The following is a 23,508-nucleotide window of genomic DNA, read 5'->3' on the forward strand; positions in this document are numbered from 1 at the left end:
CTACGGCCCCGGCCCCATCCCTACACGACCTGCGAGAACGGCAGCCCCGCCGCGTTCGACAATCCTCGCAGCCGCGCCGCGTCGCGGGCCGGCGGCGAGCCGAACAGGCGGGCATATTCGCGGCTGAACTGCGAGGGGCTGTCATAGCCGACGCTGAAGCCGATATGGGCGGCGTCGGCGCGCTGGGCGAGCAGCAGGCGCCGCGCCTCCTGCAGCCGCACCTGCTTCTGGTATTGCAGCGGGCTCATGGTCGTCACCGCCTTGAAATGGCGGTGCAGCGAGGAGAGGCTCATGCCGGCGATGTCGGCCACCACCTCCATGTGAAAGGGCTGGGCGTAGTTGCCGCGGATCCAGGCGATCGCCCGGCTCACCCGCGACAGGCGGCTGTCGGCGAGGGCGATCTGGCGCAGCAGCGCGCCCTGCTCGCCCGTCAGCAGGCGGTAGAGCATCTCCCGCTCGATGAGCGGCGCCAGCATCGCGATGTCTCGCGGCCGGTCGAGCAGGCGCACGAGGCGCACCGCCGGGTCGAGCAGGTCGGCCGTCACCGCCGTCACCGCGATGCCGGGGGTGAGCTCGGGCTCGCCGTGCTCCTCCGCCATGTCGATCAGCATCGCCGCCAGGGCGGCCGGGTCGAGAGCGAGGCTCAGTGCGAGATAGGGCTCCTCGGCGCTCGCCTCGCAGACGCCGCCGGTCACCGGCAGGTCCACAGAGACGATCAGATATTTGGCGGCGTCATATTCGTACAGGCTCTCGCCCAGCATCAGGCGCTTGCGGCCCTGGGCGATGATGCACAGCACCGGCTGGTGGATCGTGGCCATCGGCAGCGTCGGCGCGTCGGAGCGCAGCAGCGTCAGCCGCGGGACCGCCGTGGCGCAACGCGCGCCCCGGCAATGGCGCGCGATCGCATCGCGCAGGTCGCTGATCGATTGGTCCATCGTCCTGTCTCCGCTGCGATCCTGTCGGCCCGGTCGCGCCGCCGCAAGGCTCGACGGGCTTCGCATCGTGGGTTTGACAGGATCGTGCAAGAATCGGGCAGCATCCCCCCATGCCCGGAGCGGCTCGGGGTGCCATCTCTACCGCCAATGATCAGCCAACGGATATCGACATGAGCAAGACATGGTTCGTCACCGGCGCCGCGCGCGGCATCGGCGCCAGCATCGTCCGGGCGGCGCTCGCCGCCGGCGACCGGGTGGTGGCGACGGGGCGCGATCCCGGCGCCATCGCCGACGGCTTCGGCGAGGCCGTGCTGGCGCTGCGCCTCGACGTCGCCGACCGGCAGGAGGTGGAGGCGGCGGTCGCCGCGGCGCTCGATCGGTTCGGGCGCATCGACGTGCTGGTCAACAATGCCGGCTACGGCCATTTCGGCGTGTTCGAGGAGAGCACGCCTGAGGAGGCGGAGCGGCAATTCGCCACCAACGTCTTCGGCCTGTTCGACGTCACCCGCGCCGTTCTTCCCGCCATGCGCCGCCAGCGTGCCGGGCACGTCATCAACATCTCGTCGGTCGCCGGCATCCGCGGTGGGCCCGGCGGCTCGCTCTACTGCGCCAGCAAGCATGCGGTCGAGGGCTTTTCCGAATCGCTCGCCCACGAGGTCGCCCCCTTCGGCATTGGAATCACCCTCGTCGAGCCGGGCTTCTTCCGCACCGATTTCCTCGACTCGAGCTCGGTGCGCTACGGCGCCGACGCCATCGCCGACTATGCCGGGCAGTCGGCGACGATCCGCGCCCGCTATGCCGAGCGCAATCACAGGCAGGCCGGCGATCCCGACAAGCTCGCCGCTGTGATCGTCGATCTCGCCGGACGCGACGCGCCGCCCTTCCGCTTCGCCGCCGGCACCGACGCGGTGGCGATCGTCGAGGCCAAGATCCAGCGTCTCCAGGGCGACCTCGACGCCTGGCGTGCGCTCTCCATCACCACGGACGGCGCCGATTGAGCCGTCCTCCCCCGAACCATTCCGTCCTTCGCGAAAGGTGTTCGTCATGCGCTACAGACCACTCGGCCAGTCCGGCCTCTACGTCTCCGAGCTCTGCCTCGGCACCATGACCTTCGGCGGCGGCGAAGGCTTCTGGCGCCAGATCGGCACGCTGCAGCAGCAGGAGGCCGATGAGCTCGTGCGCACCGCGCTCGATGCCGGCATCAATTTCATCGACACCGCCAATGTCTATGCCGAGGGCCTCTCCGAAGAGATCACCGGCCGTGCCCTGCGCAATCTCGGCATCGCCCGCGACCAGGTGGTGGTCGCCACCAAGGGCTTCGGCCGGATGGCGCCGGGGCCCAACGGCGTCGGCGCCTCGCGCGGCCATCTCCTCGACCAGGCCAAGGCCAGCCTGCGCCGCCTGCAGCTCGACCATATCGACCTCTACCAGATCCACGGCTTCGACGCGTTCACGCCGATGGAGGAGACGCTGGAGGCGCTCGACACGCTCGTGCGCCAGGGGCTGGTGCGCTATGTCGGCGTGTCGAACTGGGCCGCCTGGCATGTCGCCAAGGGCCTCGGCATCGCCGCCCGCCGGGGCTTCACGCCGATCCGCTCGCTCCAGGCCTACTACACCCTGGCCGGCCGCGACCTCGAGCGCGAGATCGCGCCCATGCTCGCCTCCGAAAGCGTCGGGCTGATGGTGTGGAGCCCGCTGGCGGGCGGCCTGCTCAGCGGCAAGTACGACCGCAGCAACTCTGCCGGCGGCGACGGGCGCCGCGCCACCTTCGATTTCCCGCCCGTCGATCGCGACCGGGCCTTCGCGGTGATCGACGCCATGCGCCCGATCGCCGAGGCCCGGGGCTGCACCGTGGCGCAGGTGGCGCTCGCCTGGCTGTTGCATCAGCCCGTCGTGACCAGCGTCATCGTCGGTGCGAAGCGCACGGCGCAGCTCGCCGAGAACATCGGCGCCACCGAGGTGGTTCTCTCGCCCGAGGACCTGCAGGCGCTCGACACGGCCAGTGCCCTGCCGCGCGAATATCCCGGCTGGATGCTGGAGCGGCAGGGGGCCACCTCGAAACGTTGAACCGGATGTCCGAGCTGCGCCCGTGGGCGGGCTCGGACATTCGTCACATGCCGAGACAACAGCGCCACGGCCGGTTCAGGCTGCGGGCGGCTCATGCCCGCCCGTCCGTCCTGCCGCATAGGCGCCGAGTGCTTCGACCAGGTGATCGAAGACGATGCGCACGCGCGGCACCGTGCGCAGGTCCTCGTGCATCACCAGCCAGGTGGGCAGGGGAAAGCGCAGGGCCGGCAGCACGGGGGTGAGACCGCTGCGCCGCGCCAGCGCCGTCTGGCAGATGCCGATGCCGACGCCGGCGCGGATGGCGGCGAGCTGGGCGAGATTGCTGTCGCAGCGATAGGCGAAGTGCAATCGCACGCCGGCGAGGCCGACGGCCGCCAAACCCCGCGCGATCACGCCGGAGCGGTCGTCGCCGATCAGCACGTGGTCGGCGAGGTCGGCGAACCCGTGCGGCTCCGGCCGGTCGGCGAGATAGGCCGGGGCGGCGTAGAAGCCGACCTGGATGGCGCCGACGCTGCGGGCCACCAGCGCCGCCTGCGTCGGCTGGGTCATGCGCACGGCGATATCGGCGTCGCGGCGCAGCAGGTCCTCGGTGCGGTCGGTCGGCACCAGCTCGATGTCGAGGCCGGGATGGCGGGCGAGAAGGGCGGCGAGGATCGGTGGCAGCACCTCGATGCCGACCACCTCGCTGCAGGTGAGCCGCACCGTGCCGGTTCCAGCACCGCCCGGTCCGTCGAGCGAACGGACGAAGGCCTCGGCGGTCGCGGCCATCTCCTGCGCGTAGGGGAGCGTGCGCCGCGCCGTCTCGGTCGGCACCAGGCCGGTCGGCGAGCGGGTGAACAGCACCGCGCCGAGGGCGTGCTCCAGCGTCTCGACCTGCCGGCGCACCGTCGGTTGCGCCGTGCCGAGGGCGCGCGCCGCCGCCGAGAGGCTGCCCTCGCGCATCACCGCGAGGAAGGTGCCGAAGAGGTCCCAGGACGGCGTCGACCGGCTCATCCCGCTCTTATGAGCGGTTGGACTCTTTTCGGCAATCGCCGCCGAGCGCGAGCCCGGGCAAAGTGCCGGCGTCACCTGGAGAGACCGCCATGAGCCCGATCCCGCAAGTCCCGCCCGCTTCCGGCGCCGTCGTTGGCGCGCCGCGGCTGCTGCTGCGCCTTGAAGGCGTCGCCGCGCTCGCCGCCGCCGTGCTCGCCTATGCCGCCGGCGGCCATGACTGGACGGTCTTCGCGCTGCTGTTCCTGGCGCCGGACCTGACGATGCTCGGCTATGTCGGCGGCCCCGGGATCGGGGCCGCTCTCTACAATCTCGGCCACACCTACGTGGTGCCGGCCGGGCTGGGCGCCCTGGGCTGGGTCGCCGGCCAGCCCTGGCTCCTGGCGTCGGCCCTGGTCTGGATCGCCCATATCGGCTTCGACCGGGCGCTCGGCTACGGGCTCAAATATGACGACGCCTTCGGCCACACGCACCTGGGCCGGTCGGGGCGAAGCGCTTGAATCCTCGGCCCCGCTCTCGCTTCAATGCGGCCGATCGCCGTCCTCCATCTGCCGCAGCATCGTCATGCGCGCAAAGGCGAGGCCATTGAGCGCTGTCGCCACTTCGAGACGCGACCACCCCGCCATCTCGGCCCGCTCGGCGAGATCGGTGAAGGCGGGCTCCACCTCAAGCAGACACTCATAGAGGCGGTCAGGATCCGTGACCGGCTCTTTCGATGAGGGACTATCCACTGGATGGGTCCATTGTTCGTATTGCTCAACCCCGATAGCAGAAAACAACACGAAATTTTATGAGAAATCAAGTCAGTTTGGGGCGAAGACTGTGACATCATGCCCGGTTGGTGATGGACGTTGCATAACCTATAGCGAATAAGCCCGCGGCGTGACTTGCCGTCTTCGCGGCTCGCTGGGGATGCTGTTTGCAGTGCTCCAGCATCCGCGTCGAAGTTCGCTTCACTCCAGGGGATAAAATTTGCTTGCGGCCAATAGAAATTTTAATTTCGAATTGCGGACGGCTGCATGATACCGCCTGCACATATGATTCCCGAGTTGAACGAAATTTCATATCTGTGAGGAGACCAGATTGGCGCGCGAACCGACAAGTGTCGACACCATCCATTATGTCGTATTTGTTTGCAAAATTCAGTCTTTGGTGTAATTCTAAGCTAGATGCTGGCGACTTGAAGCAGACCATGCACAGGGCGGTTGCCTATATTCGCGCCACGACTGGGCGGAAAGACCAGTTCGTCGATATTGCGGCACAGCGTACCGCGATTCAGAGGATTGCCGCAGCGGAAGAGCTCGATGTCGTTGCGGAGCACGTCGAGACCGCGCCGTGCGAAGGCCTGGGCGCGCTGCGGCATCGGCCGCGTCTGCTCGCGGCTCTCGCCCTGGCCCGGACGGCCGGATGTCCCATCCTGGTGGCGCGGCTGGACTGCCTCTCCGGCGATGCGGCGGTGATCGCCCGCCTGATGGCCGGCGACGTGCGTTTCCTCGTCGCCGAGTTCGGCACCGAGGTCGAGCCGTTCATGGCCCGCCTGCACCAGGAGCTGCCGGAGCGAATGCAGGAGCTGATCCACGATCTCACCCGGGCCGCCCTGGTGCCGCGGGACTGAGGCGGCCGGTTCGCCTGGGCTGATCGCGCCGGGTCCGGCCGGCCGGCTGCCGCGCCGGGGGCAGATGCGCGCGCGATGCCGCGGGCGTCGGCAAGTCTCCGGGCAGCGAGCGGAAATCCAGATTGCGGTGTGGCACCGGGCTGCTGAACAGGAAGCCCTGGCCGAGATTGCATCCCGCCGCCGCGACCAGCATCGCCTGCGCCTCGGTCTCGATGCCTTCGGCCGTGGTCTCGATGTCGAGGCTGCGGGCGAGATTGGCGACGGCGCAGACGACCGCGGCCGCCTGCGTGTCCGTGCCGATGGGACCGATGAAGGACCTGTCGATCTTGATCTTGTCGAAGGGCAGGCGCCGCAGATATCCCAGGGCGGAATAGCCCGTCCCGAAATCGTCGAGCGCCAGGCGCACGCCGTGTCCGTGCAGACGGCGCAGGTCCGAGAGCAGCGCCTCGTCGTCCCTCAGGAAGATGGTTTCCGTGACCTCCAGCTCCAGCCGGCGTGCGGGCAGGCCGGAGGTCTTCAGATTCTCCATGACCACGGCGAAGAGGTCGCCCCGGTCGAGCTGCGCCGTGGAGACGTTGACGGAGACGGGAATGTCGACCGGCCAGGACGCCGCATCCCGGCAGGCCCGGGCGATGGCCCAGGCCCCGATCGGCACGATCAGGCCGCTTTCTTCGGCGATCGGGATGAACAGGTCCGGCGAGACGAAGCCCCGCCGGGGATGGCGCCAGCGCAACAGCGCCTCTGCGCCGGCGACGCGGCGATCGGTGAGGGAGGCGATGGTCTGGTAGTGCAGTTCGAGCTGGTTGCGGGCGATCGCCTCGCGCAGATCCGCCTCCAGCTCACGCCGCTCCTGGGATTCGGCTTCGAGCGCCGCGTCGAAGATCCGGAACGCGTTCTTGCCTTCCGCCTTGACCTTGTAGAGGGCCGTGTCCGCGTTGCGGATCAACGTGTCGGCGTCGGCGCCGTGTACCGGAGCCACTGCGATGCCGATGCTGACGCCGACATGCAGCATCCGCCCGTCGATCGGATAGGGGCGGCCGATCGTCTCGAGGAGCCGCCCGGCCAGCGTCTCCGGAGCCGAGCCTTCGCCGGCCGATTCCAGCAGGATGGCGAACTCGTCGCCGCCGAGCCGCGCCACCATGCCGGCCTCGCCGAGCGTGCTCAGGATCCGGTCGGCGACCGACGTCAGCACCGCGTCGCCGGTCGCATGGCCGAACGTATCGTTGATCGCCTTGAACCGATCGAGATCGAGCACCAGCACGGCGAAGGCCTCGCCCGAGACGGCGCATCGCTCGAAGGCCGCGCCCAGGCGCCGCTTCATCTCCGAGCGATTGGCCAGGCCCGTCAGCACGTCGTGACGAGCCGCATGGGCGATCATTTCGGCGGCTGCCTTGCGTTCCTCGATGTCGATATAGACGCCGCTGACGCGCTCGGCCGTGCCGTCCGCAGCCCGATGGGTCACGCGGCCGATCGAGACGATCCAGCGCCATCCCCCCGTGCCGTCGCGATGGCGGAACTCGTTGATCAGCTGCGCCTTGCGTTCGGCGAAGAAGGCCTTCCGATTGGCTTGGACGCCCGGCAGGTCGTCGGGGTGGATGACCTGGTCGGCCAGGTCGTCGCAGATCGCTTCCTGCGGCGCGGCGAAGCCGAGATAGGTCCACCATTGCGGACTGGTCCAGAACCGGTCCCCGAGGACGCTCCAGTCCCAAAGGCCGATATGAGCGCTCTCCGTGGCCAGGGCCAGGCGCTCGGTGGTGGCGGTCACGTCCTCGCGCGCGGCCACCGCCTCGGTCACGTCCTGGATGGTGCCGACGATGCGATCGACCGTCCCGCCGTCCCCGGCCGGCGCCCCGATCATGCGGATCCAGCGAGCCGTGCCGGCCGCCGTCGTGAAGGGGATCTCGATGTCCCACGGCTTGCCGTCCGCGGCCGCCGCCGCCAGGCAGGCGCAGATCCGCTCCCGTGCCGCGGGGGGATGGAAGGCCAGCATCGCGTCCCATGTCGGGTGGAATCCGGCATCGACCGCATGGATGCGGCGCACCTCGTCCGACCAGGTTGCCGAGCCGCTCGCCAGGTCGAGCGACCAGGATCCCAGGCGGGTCAGGCGCGACATCTGCTCCAGGTCCTCGTTCTGCCGCCTGAGCTCGGCTGCCATGGTCTTGAGGGCGGTGATCTCGCTGGCGACCGCGATCACGCCCCGGCTTCCGTCCTCCCTGGGCAGCGGCCGGACCGTGATGTCGAGCCAGCGCGGACCGCCGTCCCGCGCGCGGCCGCAGATCTCGCGGCGGATCGGGCGACCGCCGCGGATCGCGGCGATGAGCTCCACGGCGGCGGGGGCCGCGCCCTCGAGGGCGAGCAGCGCCTCGGGCACGCGCCCGATCGCCTGCGCCGACAGCCAGCCGGTGACACGCTCGAAACCCGGATTGACCCATGCGATCCGTCCATCCGCATCCGTGACGAACACGGCATCGGACGTCAGGCCGGCGATCATCGAGAGCTGCCCTGGCGTGGGCGAGGAGGCGCTGCGTGCGGACGCGCGCTCCTCCCTGCCTCGGCTCAACAACCGCGCCATCATGGCCAGGCCGGCCGGGCAGCGAGGACGAGGGGCGGGTGAGGAGCCGGCAGGCCCGTCGGCGCTCGGGTCGGCCCGCGCCGCGAACCATCGGGACCGACGGGCGATCCGTCCGGCGGGCACGGGGCGGCGGCGGCAAGGCGAGGGCCTGCTGCCGCCGGCCGGGCGGTCCGCGATGCGAACCCCGATCGTCGAACGCGCCCGGCAGCGAGGGACAAGCCAAGCATCTCGATCCACCCGACATCGTCTATGCCGTGGATGATAGGCGCGTCGTCTTAAGAGACCGTGTGGAAATCCGATGATGGCGAGCCGGCTTGGGATCCTCGGGCCGCGCCCGGGGGCGTGCTTTCGCCTCCGGGCGGGATGCGGCCGCCCTCTCGGCGCCGGAATGCAGGGCAGCCCTATTTCAGCCCGCCCGGCGTGTCGCCGAGGGCATCGCCGGCGCCGGGCCGGTTCAGGATGGTGCTGTCGCGGCCCGAGCGGCCTTGCGCCGACAGGATCGACATGCGCTTGGCCCTCAGCACTGCCGGATCATTGTCGTCCGGCAGCGGCGCGACCGGCTGGGGCTTCGGGGCTTTCGGCTTGGAGAACAGGCCCATGATCATCTCCTGGTAACGGCGCGGCCGGGCAGGCCGCTCTTGTGGGCGGCATAGCCGCGGTTGGCGCGGTCCGGCATCGGCCGCGGCGGGGCGTCGACTTCGGCGAAGCGCAGCATCATCAGCCCATAGCGGGTCGCGCTCATCAGGTCGTCGCGCTCCTTCACCACCATGCCGTCCTTGCGGTGGTAGAGGCGGAACTCCTCCCACCAGTCGGCGAGGTGGCGCGCCACCTTCAGACGTCCGGTCTGCAGGCGGTCGAGCATGTCCATCAGCCCGGCCTCGACGCCGGCCGAGCCGTCGGGGTACTGCGCGCGCTGGGGCAGCATGGCGAGGCCCTGCGCCCGGTACTGCTCGGCCAGCGGCTCGCCCGAGTCCTTGGAATGCTGCAGCCCGTCATGCGGCCAGGCCCAGGGCAGCCTTTCGCCCCAGGGCCGGAGCGCCGCGGCGTGCAGGGCCGGCGTCTGCTCGCGCACGCGATGGGCTCTGACCACGAAGACCACGTCGTCGTCGCGGTTCCAGGCGAGCTCGACCGCGGCGAAGGGATGGTCCCAGCCGAAATCCATGGCGCCGAGCCGCGGCCAATGCGCCGGCGGCGCGAAGGCCTCGACCGCGATGTCCTCCAGCGGCACCGGGAAGATGCGGCCGGAGCCGAGGATCGGCACGCCCCGGGCCCGCGCCTCGCGCTCGTGCGCTGGGAAGGAGGCGATGATGCGGGCCCGCTCCTCGGCCGGGATGTGCTCGGCATCGTCGATGGTCATGTTGGTGTCGTGGCGGTCGGGCGAGGTGCCGGAGAGGAAGCGATGCACCACGTCCGACATGCCCTCCAGCGGCGTGAAGGTCATGAAGGCCATGCCGCCGGTGGCGATGGTGCGGGCGAGGCCCTCGTCGTAGATGTCGGCCGGCGGTTCTTCGTCGAACCAGACCAGGTCCACCGGCGGCCCCTGCCATTTGCGCCGGCCCTGCTCGTAATGCTTGAAGCGCAGCACCGAGGGTGCACCGGAGGCATGCGCGATCTTCACTGTGTCGATCAGGTCGGCCGCGCCGCGCGCCGGGGCGGTGTCGAGCACCGCCCCGGCCGGCAGGGTGCCGGAGCCCCATTCGCCCGGCATGCCCATCAGCACGCGCTGCGGGTTGTCGCGGGTGGTCTCGGCGGTGATGCCGCTGGCCCAGGCGACGATCGGCCGGTCCCAGCGCCGGCCGGGCCACCAGCGGGGATAGCTGCCGGTGAGGTGATAGGCCATCTCGGCCCCCCCGCAATAGGTCTTGCCGTTCTGGTTGCCGGCGCGCAGCAGCCGTTCCCGGTGATGCATCCCGGCCGCATGGAAGGCGAGTTGCGGCGGGTAGGGGCGGTAGAGCGCCAGCCGGCTCAGCCTCAGCGCATCGAGCTGGCGCAGCAGCGCATCGAGCTCATCCCTCGGCAGGGCCGAGACGGTCGAGGCCAAGCTGTCTTGCCAGGGCAATGGCGCGCTCCCGCTTCTGTTCGAGGCCGAGCTCGGCGAAGTCGCCCGGCTTGCCCAGCTCCGTCCGGTCGGTGAACAGGCCGAGATGCCGGGCGATGTCGACCAGCGCGGCGCGCTTGTCGTGCATCTTGACCTTGAGGCCCGTGGTGGTCTGCGAGACCTCGGCGATCGCCGCCGCCGTGTCCGCGTCGAGGGCGTCGCTGTCGACGAGGCGCAGGCTGGCGCCGGCCTTCTTCGATCGCGGGCCGTCCGGCGCCTCCGCCTCCGGCGCCTCGCGCCAGGCCAGGACCTTGCGGATGTCGGCAAAGCCGATACGAGCAAGCTCGGCCAGCACCCTGTCCGCGGTGATGGCGCAGCGCTCGGCCCGCTGGGCCTGCGCCTGGCGCACCGCCTCGAACAGATGCGGCTTGACGGAGGCACCGGCGACCCAGGAATAAGCCTCGTTTCTCGCGGTTGCGAGGCTGTAGCCGGCCGCCAGCGCCGCGCGGCGCGGGGCGAGGTCGATCAGATATTCCTCGACGAACCGGCGCTCGCGGGCATTGAGCTGGCGAGCCACCAGTCAGCCGAGCTGCTGGGCGGCCGCCGAGAGCAGCGCGAACAGCGTGATGCCGGCGCAGAGCAGAGCGGCGAGGATGCTGACGGGGTGGATGAGCATGGTTGTCTCCGAATAGGGCGGAACCGTCCCGTTCCGGGCCGGATCGCAGGCGTCGCAGACTTGCCGCCGGTGCGGGGCACGAAACGTGCCGGGCATCGTTCGGGGACGATGGGGCGGAGGAGGGGAAGGGCGAGGGGCCCGGTCCGGGCGCAACACCTCACCATCGGATTTTGCCAACGCCTTCGATCCGGGTCAACGAGGGGGGCGTTTGCGCTGCTTCTCGAACCATGGCGCCGTGTCCTTGATCGCGTCGGCTCGACGGCCTAGAGGCTGATGCCATGCGCGTGCCGCGGCAGGAGAGGCGAGGATGCAGCCGGTGACCGGGGACATGGCGGCCGGCGGGCCGCTGCTGACGTCGCGCTTCGACGCGGCTTTCGCCATGGCGAGCGCCCTGCACCGGACGCAGCTGCGAAAGGGGCCGAAGCCGATCGCCTATCTCGCGCACCTCATGGCCGTCTCGGCCCTGGTGATCGAGAACGGCGGCTCGGAGGACCAGGCGATCGCGGCGTTGCTGCACGACGCGGCCGAGGATCAGGGGGGCGAGGTGACCCTGGCGCGGATCGAGGCGGCGTTCGGCCCGGCGGTGGCGGGCATCGTCGCCGACTGCACCGACGCCTGGGTCGAGCCGAAGCCGCCCTGGCAGGCCCGCAAGCAGGCCTATCTCGAACGCTTGCCCGGCAAGCCGGCGGTATCGCTGCTGGTCTCGCTTGCCGACAAGGTCCATAACGCCCGCGCCATCCTCGAGGATCGCGCCGAGGTGGGCGAGGCGGTCTGGGAGCGCTTCACCGGCGGCAAGGAGGGGACGATCTGGTATTATCGCACCCTATCGGACATCTTTCTCCAGCACATGCCGGGTCGGCTCTCCCGCGAGCTGGCGCGCATCGTCGCGGCGTTCTGAGGGAGCCGCGGACGGGCCATGCCGGCGCGGGCACTGGACGGAGGACGGGCTGGACCCGGTCTGAAGCTCTGGCAGCGTCCCGATCGCCCCCTGCCGAGATGGGCACGAACCTGTCCATACTAGGCCCGTAGCGAGCGGTCCGCGCGCGATCTCCCCGACGCGGCAGCGGAAGAGACCGCCGGCCTGCCGGAGCATCTTCAGCGAACCGGCACTCGGTTCGCGTGAAGACAATGCGTAAGAACAAGGAGATAGAGAGTGTGATCGACTCGACTTGAAGCGACCACACTCCCAGGGACCGGCGGTCGACGTGTCGGCCGAGGCTACTTGGCGTAGCGCTCCATCGCGTCCTTGATCAGCCCCTTGGCGACCTCGGCCGTCTCGAAGCCGTTGACCTCGACGGCCTTGCGGCCGGCGGGCAGCTGCTTGTAGACGCGGAAGAACGAGGTCAGGCGCTCCTGCTCGATTGCCGGCAGGTCGGAGACCTCCTTGATGGCGTCATAGGTCGGATCGAGCTTGGAGGTCGGCACGGCGACGATCTTGTCGTCGACCTCACCGCCGTCGATCATCTTCATCACGCCGATCGGGCGGACCTTCATCAGGGCACCGGGGGCGACGGCCTCGCGGGTGTAGACGATCACGTCCAGCGGGTCGCCGTCATCGGCCTTCGTCCGCGTCACCGAGCCGTAATTGGCGGGATAGGCGACCGGCATCGACTGGAAGCGGTCGACGAAGATGAAGCCGGTCTTGGTGTCGGTCTCGTACTTGATCATGCTCCCGGCCGGGATCTCCACCACCATGTTGATCTCGTCGGGCGCCTTGTCCGGCTGCGGGAAGGCCAGGATGTTCCCCTCGGCCCAGGCCGGGCTCATGGTGGTCAGCGCAATGGCGCAGGCCGCGATCGCGCCTGCGAAGAAATGTCTCGTCATGTTTTGCCCCTTCAGCAACAGGAGCGTCCCTAGCGGGGCGGCATGACGGTTTCGTGAAGATTACCAGAATGTAATGACACCATCTGCCCGCCGACATATCGGATCTCTGAGAAAGCGATTCTCAAATCCTGCGACGTCAGGTCAAAAGCAGGTGCGGCCGTTCTCATTTGTCGGGAAAGCCGGAATCGACCGGAGATCTTGTTCACTCTTCGTGAACAGTTCGCGGAATGATTGATGATGAACTTCCGCACGGCGTAGGGGATCGGGCGGGGCCCGGCTTGGATGCCGCGCCGGGTGTCGGATCAAGGGACGACGCAGGCACGATTCGGCCTTCAACCTCGATGGAACCTTCCGCGCATTCGCGCGTTGCCCGGGCAGCCCTTCGAGATTTCCGATCTCGATCCGGGCAGGAGCCGGGCGTGATACCCCGATCGCGACCCGGCTCCGTCTTTCCTGCTCTCCGCACGCCCCGTCGCGGCTCGCGCCGCCGACGAGCAGCTTGGCGCCGAAGCACGGCGCGGCCAGGATACAGGCTGCGGCCGCAACGCGCCGCGACCACCGATCGCCCGGTGTGTGCCGGACGATGCCGGCCGGCGAGGCGCGGCGACGGGGGCGAGCCCCCGCGCCCCCGAGCATGGGCTCAGAAGTTGTTCACCCGCTGCGCTGCCGTGGTGATGCTCTGCACCGGCTGCGTCGCCGTGGCGATCAGCCCGGCAAACTTGCTGACAGCCGTCGAGGCGGAGTTGGCGACGTAGAGGATGTCCTTGTCCTGCACCTCGAAGTCGCGCGCCAGGAGATAGGCGCGCGGATCGCGCATGTCGAGCTTGTAGATCACCGGCACCGTGTCGCCGATCAGGGCCGGGAGGGGCCCACGCGTGAGCTGGTGCGCGAAGCCGATCGGCTCGTTGCGGAAGAGGTACACGCCTTCCGGATCCGCCCGCATATCGAGCAGGCCGCCGGACTTGGCGACGGCGCCCTCCAGCGTCAGCTTGGTGGTCTGGAACTCGATCGAAGCGTTCTGCCCGGTGGCACCGAAGGCGGTGAAGGTCTTGGGCTGGCGCACGACCGTGACGATGTCCTGCGGCTGGACGTAGATGTTCTCGCGCGGATTGCTCAGGAGGTTGGCGAAGGGCACCGACAGGGTCTTGCCACGCCGCGTCAGCCGGATCCACGAATCATAGGTGTTGTTCTTCAGGCCGCCGACCGTGGCGATGACGTCGAGGAGGCGGTCGCCACGCTCGCTGATCGGCACCCGGGCACCCGCCGTGCCTTCGCCGGTCACGGTGACGTTGTTGCTGACGCTGGTCGGCAGCGTCACCAGCACCTGCGGCTCGATGGCGCGTCCGGCGAGCTTGTTGGTAATGGCGCGCTCCACCTCGGCCGGGGTCATGCCCACCACCCGGATGCGACCGGCGAAGGGCACGTTGATGGTGCCGTCGCGGCCGACCTGCTGCTGGGGGATATTCGTGCTGGGCGCGCCGGTGGAGACCACGCCCAATTGCGGGCTGAACAGGCCGCCCGCCGCCGCCTCCCAGATCGTCACCGCCACCGTGTCGCCGGTGCCGATGCGCACGTCGGGGGCGCCGCGCCGGTCCCCGAAGCAGTCATACATCGAATCGATCGGCCGGCGCTTGAGGACGGCGATGGTGGTGTCCACCACGGGAACGATCAGGAATCGCTCCAGCCCCCTGTCGTCCTGCGGCTTGCTCGCCGCATAGATTTCGCTTGTGTCGGGACCGGCGGCAGGGAGGGAGGAGCATGCCGACAGCACGAGCAGGGCAGGGAGGGCCCTGGCGAGGGGGGAGAGAGCAACCACTACGACCTCATACGCGGCAGGAACGCAAACTCCTGACGGGGTATCAGCTTGGCTGGGGCGAAAACATGTCTCATCGGCGGGTTAACCATGTTTTGGCGCCGCCGTGGCGATGAAGCCACACACCGCGAGGCCGTCTTGTCTCCGGGAAGTCGCGGCCCATCGGGCCTCGTCCGGCGGTGAAGGCACACCGGCGCGGGGTCTTTGTCCAGAGGACGGGGGCCGCGCCGACGACATATCCCCAGCCTGTGGCACCCGGGCCACGCCGGGCCCGGCAGGGGAGCGCGGCAGGCGCCCCGGCGGGCTTCCCGAGCGGCATCGGCGGGGCGCCGGCGCGTCCGTCACCGCCGCGGGAACGCTCGCGTCGACCGGCGCCGCTGTCCGGGTGATTCGGTCTGCGGGCGTACGCCGTGCCCGACGGGCGTTCCCGCCGGCACAGACAGACGCGCGCAGTTGTGCCAGGATGCGATGTCCGGGCGCATTCACGCTGAAGCTGGAGAGTCCCATGCGCCAGACTGTGATGATTGCCGCGGCGGCGGCGATCGGCCTTAGCGTCCTCCCCGCCGCATCAGCCGCGGCCATGCCCGTGCCGACGGCGATTCCGGTCGCCGGCGCGGCGCCGGCGGTCGAGACCGTCGGCTATTATGGCTACGGCTACGGCTACCGCCGCTATTACCGGCCCTACTATTACTATGGCGGGCCGAGCTACGGCTATTACTACAACGCGCCGCGTTACTACGCGCCTCGGTACTATTACCGGCCCTGGTGGGGGTACGGTTACGGCCGGCGGTGGGGTTACTGAGCCGGCAGGCCTCGCTGTGGTGCGGGCGGCGGGCGGCCGGGGCGCGCGGCCGCCCGAAACGCCCGGCCCGGCGACCCCGCCGCGCGCGGGGCTTGGCCGGGCCGGGCGTCAGGGGCTAGGTTCGCCACCGGCCGCACCGCGGCCGTCAAGGCCGGATCATCCCTTTGAACACGCTCGCCGCCGCCCTCCCGCATCTGTTCTCGCCCTTCACCATCCGCCGCACGCGGATCCGCAACCGGATCATGTCGACCGGGCACGACACGACGTTGCCCACCGCCTTCGTGCCGAACGATGCGCTGATCGCCTATCAGCAGGCCCGGGCGGAAGGCGGCGTCGGCCTGATCGTGGTCCAGGTCGCCGGCGTGCACGAGACGGCGCGCTACACCTCCCACCTCCTGATGGCGACGGACGATGCGTGCATCCCCGGCTATCGCCGGCTCGCCGAGGCCTGCCACGCCGCCGGCGCCACGGTGTTCGGCCAGCTCTTCCACCCCGGCCGCGAGATCCTGGAGACCGCCGAGGGCACCAGCCCGGTCGCCTACGCGCCCTCGGCCGTGCCCAACCAGCGCTTCCACATCATGCCGCGTCCGCTCTCGCCGGCGATGATCGGCGAGATCGTCGAGGGCTACGGCGCGGCGGCGCGGCGGCTCGAGAGCGCCGGCCTCGACGGGGTCGAGATCGTCGGCAGCCACGGCTACCTGCCCGCGCAGTTCGTCAACCCGCGCGTCAACCGCCGCGAGGACGGCTATGGCGGCTCGCTGGAGAACCGCCTGCGCTTCCTGCGCGAGGCGGTCGCTGCCGTGCGCGCCCGGACCGGCCCGGACTTCGTCGTCGGCCTGCGCTTCAGCGTCGAGGACCGCGACCTCGACGGCCTGACCGCGGCCGAGGCGGGCGAGGCGCTGGCCGCGCTCGACGGCACCTTCGACTATTTCAACCTGACGGTCGGTTCCTCCGCCACCTTCGGCGGCGCCACCCATATCGCGCCCGCCATGGCCTATGCTCCGGCCTATGGCGCGCCTGCCGCGGCGGCGATCAAGCGGCGGGTGAACACGCCGGTATTCTACACCGGCCGCGTCAACCAGCCCCAGGACGCCGAGCGCCTGGTCGCGGCCGGGGAAGCCGACATGGTCGGCATGACCCGGGCCCTGATCTGCGACCCCACGATGCCGGCCAAGGCGCAGGAGGGCCGGTTCGACGATATCCGCGCCTGCATCGCCTGCAACCAGGCCTGCATCGGCCATTTCCAGCTCGGCGTGCCGATTTCCTGCATCCAGCATCCCGAGACCGGCCGCGAGCTCAGCTATGGTCGCCCGTCCCCGGCGGCGGTCGTCAAGACCGTGCTGGTCGCGGGCGGCGGCCCGGCCGGGCTCAAGGCCGCCGCCGTCGCCGCCGCCCGCGGCCATCGCGTCACGCTCTACGAGGCGTCGGAGCGGCTCGGCGGCCAGGCGCTGCTGGCCCAGCTGCTGCCGCGGCGCCTGGAGTTCGGCGGCATCGTCACCAACCTCACGCGCGAGGCCGAGCTCGCCGGCGTCGCCGTGGTCCGGCGCACCCGGGTCGACCGCGCCCTCGTCGAGCGCGAGCGCCCCGACGTGGTGATCGCCGCCACCGGAGCGACGCCGCGCCGGCCCGACCTGCCTGGGGCCGAGACGGCGCATGTCGTCACCGCCTGGCAGGTGCTGCGCGAGGAGGTCAATGTCGGCGCTTCCGTGCTGGTGGCGGACTGGCGCTGCGACTGGATCGGCATGGGCGTGGCGGAGAAGCTGGCGCGCGCCGGCTGCAAGGTGCGCCTCGCCGTCAACGGCTACATGCCCGGCCAGCGCATCCAGGCCTATGTCCGCGACCAATGGGCCGGCGTGCTCCACGATCTCGGCGTCGAGGTCACCCCCTATGCCGATCTCTACGGCGTCGACGGCCAGACCGTCTATCTCGCCCATGTCACTGGCAAGGAGCCGATCATCGTCGAGGGCGTCGACACGCTGGTGACCTCGCTCGGGCATGACGCCGCGCGGGGCCTGGAGGAGGAGCTCGCAGGCTTCGGCGGCGAGCTCCATGTCATCGGCGACTGCCTGACCCCGCGCACTGCCGAGGAGGCGGTGCTGGAAGGCCTGCGCGCCGGCTGGGCGATCTGACCGGCCGGCGCGGCTACGGGCTTCCCGCCGTCCGGGCAGTGCCGAGGACGGCGACGGCGATGGCCAGGATTCCGGTCCACTGCACCGGGGTGAGCGTCTCGCCGAGCAGGGCCTGGCCGAGCAGGGCTCCGATCACCGGCTCCATGCTGGTCAGCGTGCCGTAGGTCCTGGCCGGCAGGCGCGTGAGCGCCACCATCTCCAGCGAAAAGGGGAGAGCGCTGGAGAAGACGCCGACGGCGAGCGCGCTGGCGAGGATCGAGGGCTCGAGGAGGCCGGGCCCCGCCTCGCGAAAGCCGAGCGGCAGCACCAGGGCGGTGGCAACCAGCATGCCGATCGCAGTCGCCTGGACGCCGAGCTCCCGGCCGACGCGCCGGCCGAGCACGATGTAGAAAGCCCAGGCCGCACCGGCGCCGAGCGCCAGGAGCACGCCCCGAGGATCGAGCGGCGCTGCGCTGCGGAGCGGCGACAGCAGCACCAGGCCGAGGCCGGCGGCGGCGATCCACGCCAGGTCGACCCATCGCCGCGAGGACAGCGTGGCGAGGGCGAGCGGCCCGGCGAACTGCAGCGCCGAGGCGGCCCCGAGCGGGATCGAGTCGAGCGCCATGTAGAAGAGCAGGTTCATCGCGGCGAGCGAGGCGCCGTAGCCGATCAGCGCCGGCAGGCATCGCTGGCTCGGCCGCGCCCGCCAGGCCCGCATGAGGATGCCGAGCAGCACGGCGCCGACGGCAAGGCGCAGCACCGTCGTGCCTTCCGGGCCGCAGGTCGCGAACAGGCCCTTGGCCAGGGTCGCGCCGTACTGGATCGACACCATGGCGCCGACCAGCGCTCCCACTGCCCCGAGCGGCGCGGCGCCGCGCCCGGCGAGGTCATGGTCTCGTGAAGTCATGTCCCGCCCGTCCGTTCTGCCGCGAGGCCTGCGGAACCTCTATTGACTCGGGCGGCCCGACGTCCAACTTAAAACCCTAACTCGGATTAAGCTGCGCTAAATCAATGCTCGATTACGCCGCCCTGGCCGCAGTCGCGGCCGTCATCCGCGAAGGCAGCTTCGAGCGTGCCGCCGGCGCCCTCGGCGTCACCACCTCGGCGATATCCCAACGGGTCCGGGCGCTGGAGGAGCGCCTGGGCTCCGTCCTCGTCGTGCGCGGCCAGCCCTGCACGCCGACCGAAGTCGGCGCGCGGATCTGCGCCCATATCGAGCGGGTGCGCCTGCTCGAAGGCGAGATGGCGCGGGACCTGCCGGCGCTCGCCGGTGGCGGCGTCGACACGGGCCCGGCCAGCATTCGCGTGGCGGTGAACCGGGACAGCCTCGGCACCTGGTTCATGCCGGCGATGGCGCGTTTCGCCGAGCGCACGGGCGCGCTGCTCGATCTGGTGCTCGACCGGGAGGAATACACGATCGACCGGCTGCGCAGCGGCGAGGTCCTGGCCGCGGTGACGGCCGACGGCTCCCCGGTCCAAGGCTGCCGGACGATGCCGCTCGGCAGCCTGCGCTATGTCGCGTCCGCCGCGCCGGACTTCGTTCGGCGCTGGTTTCCCCACGGGGTCGATGCGCGGGCGCTGGCCGGCGCCCCCGTGCTGGTGTTCGACCGCAGGGACCACCTGCAGGCGAGATGGGCCCGCGAGGTCGCCGGCGTCACGCTCGCGGCGCCGGCCCATTGGATTCCGGCCACCCAGGCCTTCTTCGAGGCGACGCTCGAAGGCCTCGGCTGGGGGATGAACCCGCTTCTCCTCGTCGAGCCCGCCAGAGCGCAGGGACGCCTCGTCGACCTGTCGCCGGGCCGGCAGATCGACGTCCCGCTGCACTGGCAATGTGCGCGCATCGGCGCACGTCTGCTCGATCTCCTGACGCAGGAGGTGGTCCGCGCGCGCGCAGCGGCCTGGTCCCGGCTGCCTGAAGCGCCCTCGTCCCCGTCAGGCCTGCGCCGCCTCCTCGCGCCGGGCGATCACCGCGTCGACGATGCCCCAGTCGCGGGCTTCCGCGGCGGTCATGAAGTGATCGCGGTCGAGGGTGCGCTCCACCTCCTCGAGGCTGCGGCCGCAATGGGCGGCATAGAGGTCGTTCAGGCGGCGCTTGGTCCGGACGACGTCGGCGGCGTGACGCTCGATGTCGGAGACCTTGCCCTGGAAGCCGCCGGAGGGCTGGTGGACCATGATGCTGGCATTCGGCAGGGCGAAGCGCTGGCCTGCCGCGCCGGCCATCAGCAGGAAGGAGCCCATCGAGTAGGCCGAGCCCATGCACAGCGTCTGCACCGGGCAGCGCAGGAATTGCATGGTGTCGTAGATCGCCAGGCCGCTCGTCACCGCGCCGCCGGGCGAGTTGACGTACATGGCGATCGGCTTGCGCGGATCCTCCGATTCGAGGAACAGCAGCTGGGCGCAGATCAGCGCCGCCATCTCGTCCTCCACCGGTCCGTTGACGAAGACGATGCGTTCGCGCAGCAGACGCGAATAGATGTCGAAGGCGCGTTCTCCGCGGCTGGACTGTTCGACGACCATCGGGACGAGCTGCATCATGTCGCGCATGGGCGAGCCTTTCGGTCAGTGTGTCGATCGGGCATGGACGTCCGTTCCCGCGTCGAGGCGGGCTCGGCAGTCCGGCGGAGGTCGGCGCTGTCCCGGCCGCGTCGGGCCGGGCGTTTCAGGCGGCGAGAGCGCGCATCGGCCCGTTGGCGTTGGCGGCTGTCATGCCGAACGGCGCGCGGGCTGCGGGGAGCGGCCGATGAACGATGCGGAACGTCGTCCCGCCTGCCGCGTTCGGGGCGATGTGGAACGTCACCAGGCTGTCGGGCAGGCCGGCCTCGTCCTCGCTGAGGCGATAGCGCACGAAGCGCTCCGCCTCCGCGTCCAGGAGCTGCAAGCCGGCCGCCCGTCTCGCGCGCGGTGGCCGCGCGTCTTGCGAAGGCTCGCGCGGCGGCCGCGCGTCTTGCGAAGGCTCGCGTGGCGGCGCATTGGCCGCCGGCGGGGGCGCCAGCAGCCATCGCTCCAGGAAGTCGCGGACCGTCAGCGCCCGCCACACCTTGGCCGGCGGCGCATCCAGCTCGACTTCCAGGCTCAGGGCGTCTTCGTCCTCGTCGCCGTGCATCCTCATTGGTCCATGTCCTTCAGGAGCTCTCTGAGGGCGTCGACACGTGCCGGCCAGAACGCCCGGTACCGATCGAGCCACCGCGCCATCTGCACGAGGCCGGCGGGATCGACCCTGTAGTTGACGTAGCGGCCGTCACGGTGCTCGCTCACCAGCCCGGCCGATCTGAGGACGCCGAGATGCTGCGACATGGCGGGCTGCGAGATGGCGAAGCCCGTCCGCAGCTGCGTCGCGTTCATCGCGCCGTCCGCCAGGCGCTCGAAGATCGCGCGGCGGGTCGGGTCGGCGAGCGCCCTGAAGATGTCCTCTGCGGCCATGCCAATACATAAGCATGTACTTATGTGATTCGCAAGCGGCAAATGCGCGAGGTGGCCGTGCCCTGGGGCCCGTCGGCCCGGGCGGCCGGACGCCGGGGCGTGTGATCCGGTAGTGAGGATGGTCGGCTCGGGGTTGGGCAAGCCTCTCCGCGCCTGCCGCGCGACGGCTGCCAAAGGTATGCCGGCAAAATACATAGAATTAGTCGAAAGTTGCAGATCGGCAACAGACTTGGGAAAAGCCCTGTGGCAAACCTGCCCACGCTGGCCGGGCGCGTTTTGTCACGAAAGTGAAACAGGGCGCTGTCAGGTCTGCGAGACTGCTGGGGGGCAGCCTGTCAGGACTTGCATCAACGCGTCGGACGTGTCCGACCTGGGGGATCCCTCTGCCATGAAATTGACGACCGCGCTTTTCGCGGCGACCGTGTTCGCCGCCACGCCCGCCTTCGCGGCGGATCTCACGACCACCCCCGAGCCCGAGGCTCCCGCCCCGGCCCCGGCGCCGCAATGGTCCCTCGGCATCGAGGCCAGCCCGGAATTCTTCGCCATCGACCAGGACCCGCATGACGCGGCCACGGCCCATTCGAAGAAGCCCGCGGGCAAGCTGACCGACTACTACGGCAAGATCAGCCTGAGCTACAGCTTCGCCGGCGGCTGGTTTGTCGGCGGATCGTTCCAGGCGCAGGTCAAGAAGAATCGCAATACGAGCGGCGATCTGGTCAAGGATACTTATCAGTATTACGGCGAAGGGAACATCGGCTACAAGTACAAGTGGGGTGCCTTCTCGCTGACGCCGTCCGTTGGTATTGGGTACACCTGGGGCTTCACCGGCATCAACGGTGACGTCAGCAGCTCCAAGGACAATGACGACGCCTACTACGCCATCTATCTCGCCGGCGACTGGAAGCTGAACGACCAGTGGACCTGGAACGTCTTCAACCTGCGCTATCGCGACGCCTTCAGCTATACCTGGATCACCCCGAAGGCCGCCACCGGCGTGACCTACAACATCGACAGCACCAACGCGATCTATGTCAACGCCGGCTATGCCTGGAAGGAGCTGGACAAGTCCGGCCAGGCGAGCTCGCGGCCGTTCAACCCGAACTATGGCGATATTGATTCCGACAAGTGGAACATCGCCATCGGCTACAAGCACGCCTTCTGATCGCCCTCTGGGGTGAGGCCGAACATCGGCGCCGGGAGTGATCCCGGCGCCGGCCGTCCAGGGGGATGCTTACGGCGTTCCCTCGGGCTTCTTCTCCCGCCGGGGCTTCTGGCCTTCGCCGCCCTCCGGCTTGTCAGGCTTCGGCCGTTGCGCCTCCTCGGCCGGCCGTTGCGCCTCGGGCCGGGGCCGCTGCGCTTCCTCCGCCGGCCGCTTCGCCTCCTCTGCCGGCCGCGGCGTCTCGCCGACCTTCGGTTCCTCCGGCTTGATCTTCTGCCGCTCCACGGGCGTGGCGGTCTCGGGCTTTGTCAGGAGGTCCGGCTTCGGCGGCCTGTCGCCCCCTGGCGGCACGACGTCCGGCTTCGGCTTCGGCAGCTCATGGTTCGCCTCGTCCACCGGCGCCGGTGCGCCGGCCTTGTCCGGGCCAGGCCTGCCGGCATTGGCGGGCTGGGCCTGGTCGAGGACGGTCGGCTGCAGCTTCCGGCTCGCCTGGATCTGTCGGACCTGCTGGATGGGAACGAGCTTCGCCGGCCGGGCGGCGGCATCGGGCCGGACGTCGCCGTGGAACACGGCAATGCTGCTGGCGTCCGTGCGGCCTGCCTCCTCCGGACGGGCCGCATCGCGGACGTCGACCACCGCCACCTTGCGCCGCGTCGCCTGCTCGATGACGTCGACGTTGATCGCCGTGTTGACCACCACGTTGTTGCGGACCGTCACCTCGATCGGTGGGGCGGCGGTCTCGATGATCTGCCGGCGCAGCCGCTCGTCACGGATCTCGACCACCGACAGGTCCGGCGCCAGGAAGGCGCGGGTCGGCACGGCGATCCAGAAGAAGTCGGGCGTCTGCGGCGGGTAGACGACGTCGATCGCCACGATGTCGTCCGCACCGCGCACCGGCGCCAGCGGCGCCCAGACGATGTTGTCGCCGGCACGGCGCCAGCTCACCCAGGCCGGCGCCCAGCGCGTGCCGGGCACCCAGTACCAGCCGATATCGTCGGCATAGGCCCAGCGCCCATAGTGATAGGTCGCCCAGCCGAAGGGCTCGTCGGAGACCCAGAGCCAGGCATATTGCCGGGTATAGACCCAATGGCCCCGCGTGTAGGGACGCCAGCCGTCCTGGAGGCCGGTCGGCAGGAACACGTTCGCCCCGTGATAGGACGTCCAGGAGCCGTAGGGGGTGAGGCGGTCGTAGAACGTGCCGATCGAGAAGGACAGGGCGGTGTCGGCCCGCGCCGGCGTCGCCGGGAACGGGGAGGGCGCACCGAGCGAGCCTGCGGCGAGCGCCAGCAGGCCCGCGGCGGCGCCGAGCAGCATGGTCTTCAATCTCATCGTCTTCTCCAGAGCGACAGGCCCAGGATGGGCGTATCAGGTGAAGACAGGCGCGGCCGTCGCGGCCGGCCCCCCGCGCGTGCCGTCCGCTCCTAGATCAGGCGATTCGCCTTTTTTGGTGTCGAAAGATCGGCGAGACGCGGGGGATCATGGCTACGTT

The 23,508-nt window shown here is 70.0% G+C and carries 22 protein-coding genes and 1 pseudogene; 9 read left to right on the forward strand and 14 right to left on the reverse strand.

What is annotated here, in order from left to right:
* Window positions 1-20: 20 nt before the first annotated feature.
* Window positions 21-935 (reverse strand): AraC family transcriptional regulator, encoded by a 915-nt coding sequence (locus QO011_RS40205; protein ID WP_307285675.1) that lies wholly within the window; start codon window positions 933-935, stop codon window positions 21-23.
* Window positions 936-1,105: 170 nt separating this feature from the next.
* Here QO011_RS40205 and QO011_RS40210 point away from each other — a divergent pair, with 170 nt between their 5' ends.
* A complete protein-coding gene (locus QO011_RS40210) occupies window positions 1,106-1,933 on the forward strand; it encodes an oxidoreductase (RefSeq protein ID WP_307285677.1) in 828 nt (275 codons plus the stop codon).
* Between the two features lie 46 nt (window positions 1,934-1,979).
* Window positions 1,980-3,002 carry an aldo/keto reductase gene (locus QO011_RS40215; RefSeq protein WP_307285680.1) on the forward strand — a complete coding sequence of 341 codons (1,023 nt, stop codon included), beginning with the start codon at window positions 1,980-1,982 and terminating at the stop codon, window positions 3,000-3,002.
* Between the two features lie 75 nt (window positions 3,003-3,077).
* Here QO011_RS40215 and QO011_RS40220 read toward each other — a convergent pair whose 3' ends face one another.
* Window positions 3,078-3,995 (reverse strand): LysR family transcriptional regulator, encoded by a 918-nt coding sequence (locus tag QO011_RS40220; protein ID WP_307285682.1) that lies wholly within the window; start codon window positions 3,993-3,995, stop codon window positions 3,078-3,080.
* Between the two features lie 89 nt (window positions 3,996-4,084).
* Here QO011_RS40220 and QO011_RS40225 point away from each other — a divergent pair, with 89 nt between their 5' ends.
* Entirely contained in the window at window positions 4,085-4,492 is a 408-nt protein-coding gene (locus tag QO011_RS40225; protein WP_307285685.1) for a DUF4260 domain-containing protein, read from the forward strand.
* Between the two features lie 21 nt (window positions 4,493-4,513).
* Here QO011_RS40225 and QO011_RS40230 read toward each other — a convergent pair whose 3' ends face one another.
* Entirely contained in the window at window positions 4,514-4,657 is a 144-nt protein-coding gene (locus tag QO011_RS40230) for a hypothetical protein (RefSeq protein ID WP_307285688.1), read from the reverse strand.
* Window positions 4,658-5,172: 515 nt separating this feature from the next.
* On the opposite strand from QO011_RS40230, the gene QO011_RS40235 reads away from it, so the two are divergent.
* On the forward strand, window positions 5,173-5,607 hold the full coding sequence (locus tag QO011_RS40235) for a recombinase family protein (protein WP_307285690.1): 435 nt from the start codon (window positions 5,173-5,175) through the stop codon (window positions 5,605-5,607).
* Here the strand turns inward: QO011_RS40235 and QO011_RS40240 are convergent.
* The 4 genes from QO011_RS40240 to QO011_RS40255 form a co-directional block, all read right to left on the reverse strand.
* Window positions 5,576-8,098, reverse strand: coding sequence for a sensor domain-containing protein (locus QO011_RS40240; protein WP_307285692.1), 2,523 nt, complete (start codon window positions 8,096-8,098; stop codon window positions 5,576-5,578). The genes QO011_RS40235 and QO011_RS40240 overlap by 32 nt on opposite strands.
* Window positions 8,099-8,580: 482 nt before the next feature.
* Entirely contained in the window at window positions 8,581-8,778 is a 198-nt protein-coding gene (locus QO011_RS40245; RefSeq protein ID WP_307285694.1) for a hypothetical protein, read from the reverse strand.
* A 2-nt stretch (window positions 8,779-8,780) separates the two neighbouring features.
* A complete protein-coding gene (locus tag QO011_RS40250) occupies window positions 8,781-10,220 on the reverse strand; it encodes a terminase large subunit domain-containing protein (RefSeq protein WP_307285697.1) in 1,440 nt (479 codons plus the stop codon).
* Window positions 10,186-10,794 carry a terminase small subunit gene (locus tag QO011_RS40255; protein ID WP_307285700.1) on the reverse strand — a complete coding sequence of 203 codons (609 nt, stop codon included), beginning with the start codon at window positions 10,792-10,794 and terminating at the stop codon, window positions 10,186-10,188. Before QO011_RS40255 ends, QO011_RS40250 begins: the two co-directional genes overlap by 35 nt.
* Window positions 10,795-11,200: 406 nt before the next feature.
* On the opposite strand from QO011_RS40255, the gene QO011_RS40260 reads away from it, so the two are divergent.
* A complete protein-coding gene (locus tag QO011_RS40260; protein ID WP_307285703.1) occupies window positions 11,201-11,791 on the forward strand; it encodes an HD domain-containing protein in 591 nt (196 codons plus the stop codon).
* Window positions 11,792-12,111: 320 nt separating this feature from the next.
* On the opposite strand, the gene QO011_RS40265 is transcribed toward QO011_RS40260, so the two are convergent.
* Both QO011_RS40265 and QO011_RS40270 read right to left on the reverse strand, forming a co-directional pair.
* Window positions 12,112-12,717 (reverse strand): inorganic diphosphatase, encoded by a 606-nt coding sequence (locus tag QO011_RS40265; protein ID WP_307285705.1) that lies wholly within the window; start codon window positions 12,715-12,717, stop codon window positions 12,112-12,114.
* A gap of 640 nt (window positions 12,718-13,357) precedes the next feature.
* The gene (locus tag QO011_RS40270; protein ID WP_307285708.1) at window positions 13,358-14,533 is read right to left on the reverse strand and encodes a polysaccharide biosynthesis/export family protein; all 1,176 of its coding nucleotides are present in this window, start codon (window positions 14,531-14,533) and stop codon (window positions 13,358-13,360) included.
* Between the two features lie 502 nt (window positions 14,534-15,035).
* On the opposite strand from QO011_RS40270, the gene QO011_RS40275 reads away from it, so the two are divergent.
* Both QO011_RS40275 and QO011_RS40280 read left to right on the forward strand, forming a co-directional pair.
* A complete protein-coding gene (locus tag QO011_RS40275; RefSeq protein WP_307285709.1) occupies window positions 15,036-15,332 on the forward strand; it encodes a hypothetical protein in 297 nt (98 codons plus the stop codon).
* A gap of 164 nt (window positions 15,333-15,496) precedes the next feature.
* Window positions 15,497-17,461, forward strand: a complete 1,965-nt coding sequence (locus QO011_RS40280; RefSeq protein WP_307285712.1) for an oxidoreductase — start codon at window positions 15,497-15,499, stop codon at window positions 17,459-17,461.
* A 13-nt stretch (window positions 17,462-17,474) separates the two neighbouring features.
* Here the strand turns inward: QO011_RS40280 and QO011_RS40285 are convergent, their stop codons facing one another.
* Window positions 17,475-18,347 (reverse strand): EamA family transporter, encoded by an 873-nt coding sequence (locus tag QO011_RS40285; RefSeq protein ID WP_307285715.1) that lies wholly within the window; start codon window positions 18,345-18,347, stop codon window positions 17,475-17,477.
* Window positions 18,348-18,451: 104 nt separating this feature from the next.
* On the opposite strand from QO011_RS40285, the pseudogene QO011_RS40290 reads away from it, so the two are divergent.
* Window positions 18,452-19,276, forward strand: a pseudogene (locus QO011_RS40290) (LysR family transcriptional regulator ArgP); the annotation flags it as partial.
* Window positions 19,277-19,372: 96 nt separating this feature from the next.
* On the opposite strand, the gene QO011_RS40295 reads toward QO011_RS40290, so the two are convergent.
* The 3 genes from QO011_RS40295 to QO011_RS40305 form a co-directional block, all read right to left on the reverse strand.
* Window positions 19,373-19,984: an ATP-dependent Clp protease proteolytic subunit gene (locus QO011_RS40295; RefSeq protein WP_307285718.1), complete on the reverse strand. Its 612-nt coding sequence runs from the start codon at window positions 19,982-19,984 to the stop codon at window positions 19,373-19,375.
* A gap of 115 nt (window positions 19,985-20,099) precedes the next feature.
* Window positions 20,100-20,549: an SRPBCC family protein gene (locus QO011_RS40300; protein ID WP_307285721.1), complete on the reverse strand. Its 450-nt coding sequence runs from the start codon at window positions 20,547-20,549 to the stop codon at window positions 20,100-20,102.
* Entirely contained in the window at window positions 20,546-20,860 is a 315-nt protein-coding gene (locus QO011_RS40305; RefSeq protein ID WP_307285726.1) for an ArsR/SmtB family transcription factor, read from the reverse strand. The genes QO011_RS40300 and QO011_RS40305 overlap by 4 nt, the downstream gene beginning before the upstream one ends.
* Window positions 20,861-21,248: 388 nt before the next feature.
* Between QO011_RS40305 and QO011_RS40310 the strand changes: the two genes are divergently transcribed.
* Window positions 21,249-22,022: a TonB-dependent receptor gene (locus QO011_RS40310; protein ID WP_307285729.1), complete on the forward strand. Its 774-nt coding sequence runs from the start codon at window positions 21,249-21,251 to the stop codon at window positions 22,020-22,022.
* Between the two features lie 69 nt (window positions 22,023-22,091).
* Here the strand turns inward: QO011_RS40310 and QO011_RS40315 are convergent, their stop codons facing one another.
* Window positions 22,092-23,348: a DUF6600 domain-containing protein gene (locus tag QO011_RS40315; protein ID WP_307285732.1), complete on the reverse strand. Its 1,257-nt coding sequence runs from the start codon at window positions 23,346-23,348 to the stop codon at window positions 22,092-22,094.
* Window positions 23,349-23,508 lie beyond the last annotated feature (160 nt).

This window comes from Labrys wisconsinensis, assembly GCF_030814995.1.
Lineage (GTDB): Bacteria > Pseudomonadota > Alphaproteobacteria > Rhizobiales > Labraceae > Labrys > Labrys wisconsinensis.

Coding starts and splice junctions, on each gene's coding strand:
- QO011_RS40205 (WP_307285675.1), bottom strand. CDS start 935: ATGGACCAATCGATCAGCGACCTGCGCGATGCGATCGCGCGCCATTGC.
- QO011_RS40210 (WP_307285677.1), top strand. CDS start 1,106: ATGAGCAAGACATGGTTCGTCACCGGCGCCGCGCGCGGCATCGGCGCC.
- QO011_RS40215 (WP_307285680.1), top strand. CDS start 1,980: ATGCGCTACAGACCACTCGGCCAGTCCGGCCTCTACGTCTCCGAGCTC.
- QO011_RS40220 (WP_307285682.1), bottom strand. CDS start 3,995: ATGAGCCGGTCGACGCCGTCCTGGGACCTCTTCGGCACCTTCCTCGCG.
- QO011_RS40225 (WP_307285685.1), top strand. CDS start 4,085: ATGAGCCCGATCCCGCAAGTCCCGCCCGCTTCCGGCGCCGTCGTTGGC.
- QO011_RS40240 (WP_307285692.1), bottom strand. CDS start 8,098: ATGATCGCCGGCCTGACGTCCGATGCCGTGTTCGTCACGGATGCGGAT.
- QO011_RS40245 (WP_307285694.1), bottom strand. CDS start 8,778: ATGGGCCTGTTCTCCAAGCCGAAAGCCCCGAAGCCCCAGCCGGTCGCG.
- QO011_RS40260 (WP_307285703.1), top strand. CDS start 11,201: ATGCAGCCGGTGACCGGGGACATGGCGGCCGGCGGGCCGCTGCTGACG.
- QO011_RS40265 (WP_307285705.1), bottom strand. CDS start 12,717: ATGACGAGACATTTCTTCGCAGGCGCGATCGCGGCCTGCGCCATTGCG.
- QO011_RS40275 (WP_307285709.1), top strand. CDS start 15,036: ATGCGCCAGACTGTGATGATTGCCGCGGCGGCGGCGATCGGCCTTAGC.
- QO011_RS40285 (WP_307285715.1), bottom strand. CDS start 18,347: ATGACTTCACGAGACCATGACCTCGCCGGGCGCGGCGCCGCGCCGCTC.
- QO011_RS40295 (WP_307285718.1), bottom strand. CDS start 19,984: ATGCGCGACATGATGCAGCTCGTCCCGATGGTCGTCGAACAGTCCAGC.
- QO011_RS40300 (WP_307285721.1), bottom strand. CDS start 20,549: ATGAGGATGCACGGCGACGAGGACGAAGACGCCCTGAGCCTGGAAGTC.
- QO011_RS40305 (WP_307285726.1), bottom strand. CDS start 20,860: ATGGCCGCAGAGGACATCTTCAGGGCGCTCGCCGACCCGACCCGCCGC.
- QO011_RS40310 (WP_307285729.1), top strand. CDS start 21,249: ATGAAATTGACGACCGCGCTTTTCGCGGCGACCGTGTTCGCCGCCACG.
- QO011_RS40315 (WP_307285732.1), bottom strand. CDS start 23,348: ATGAGATTGAAGACCATGCTGCTCGGCGCCGCCGCGGGCCTGCTGGCG.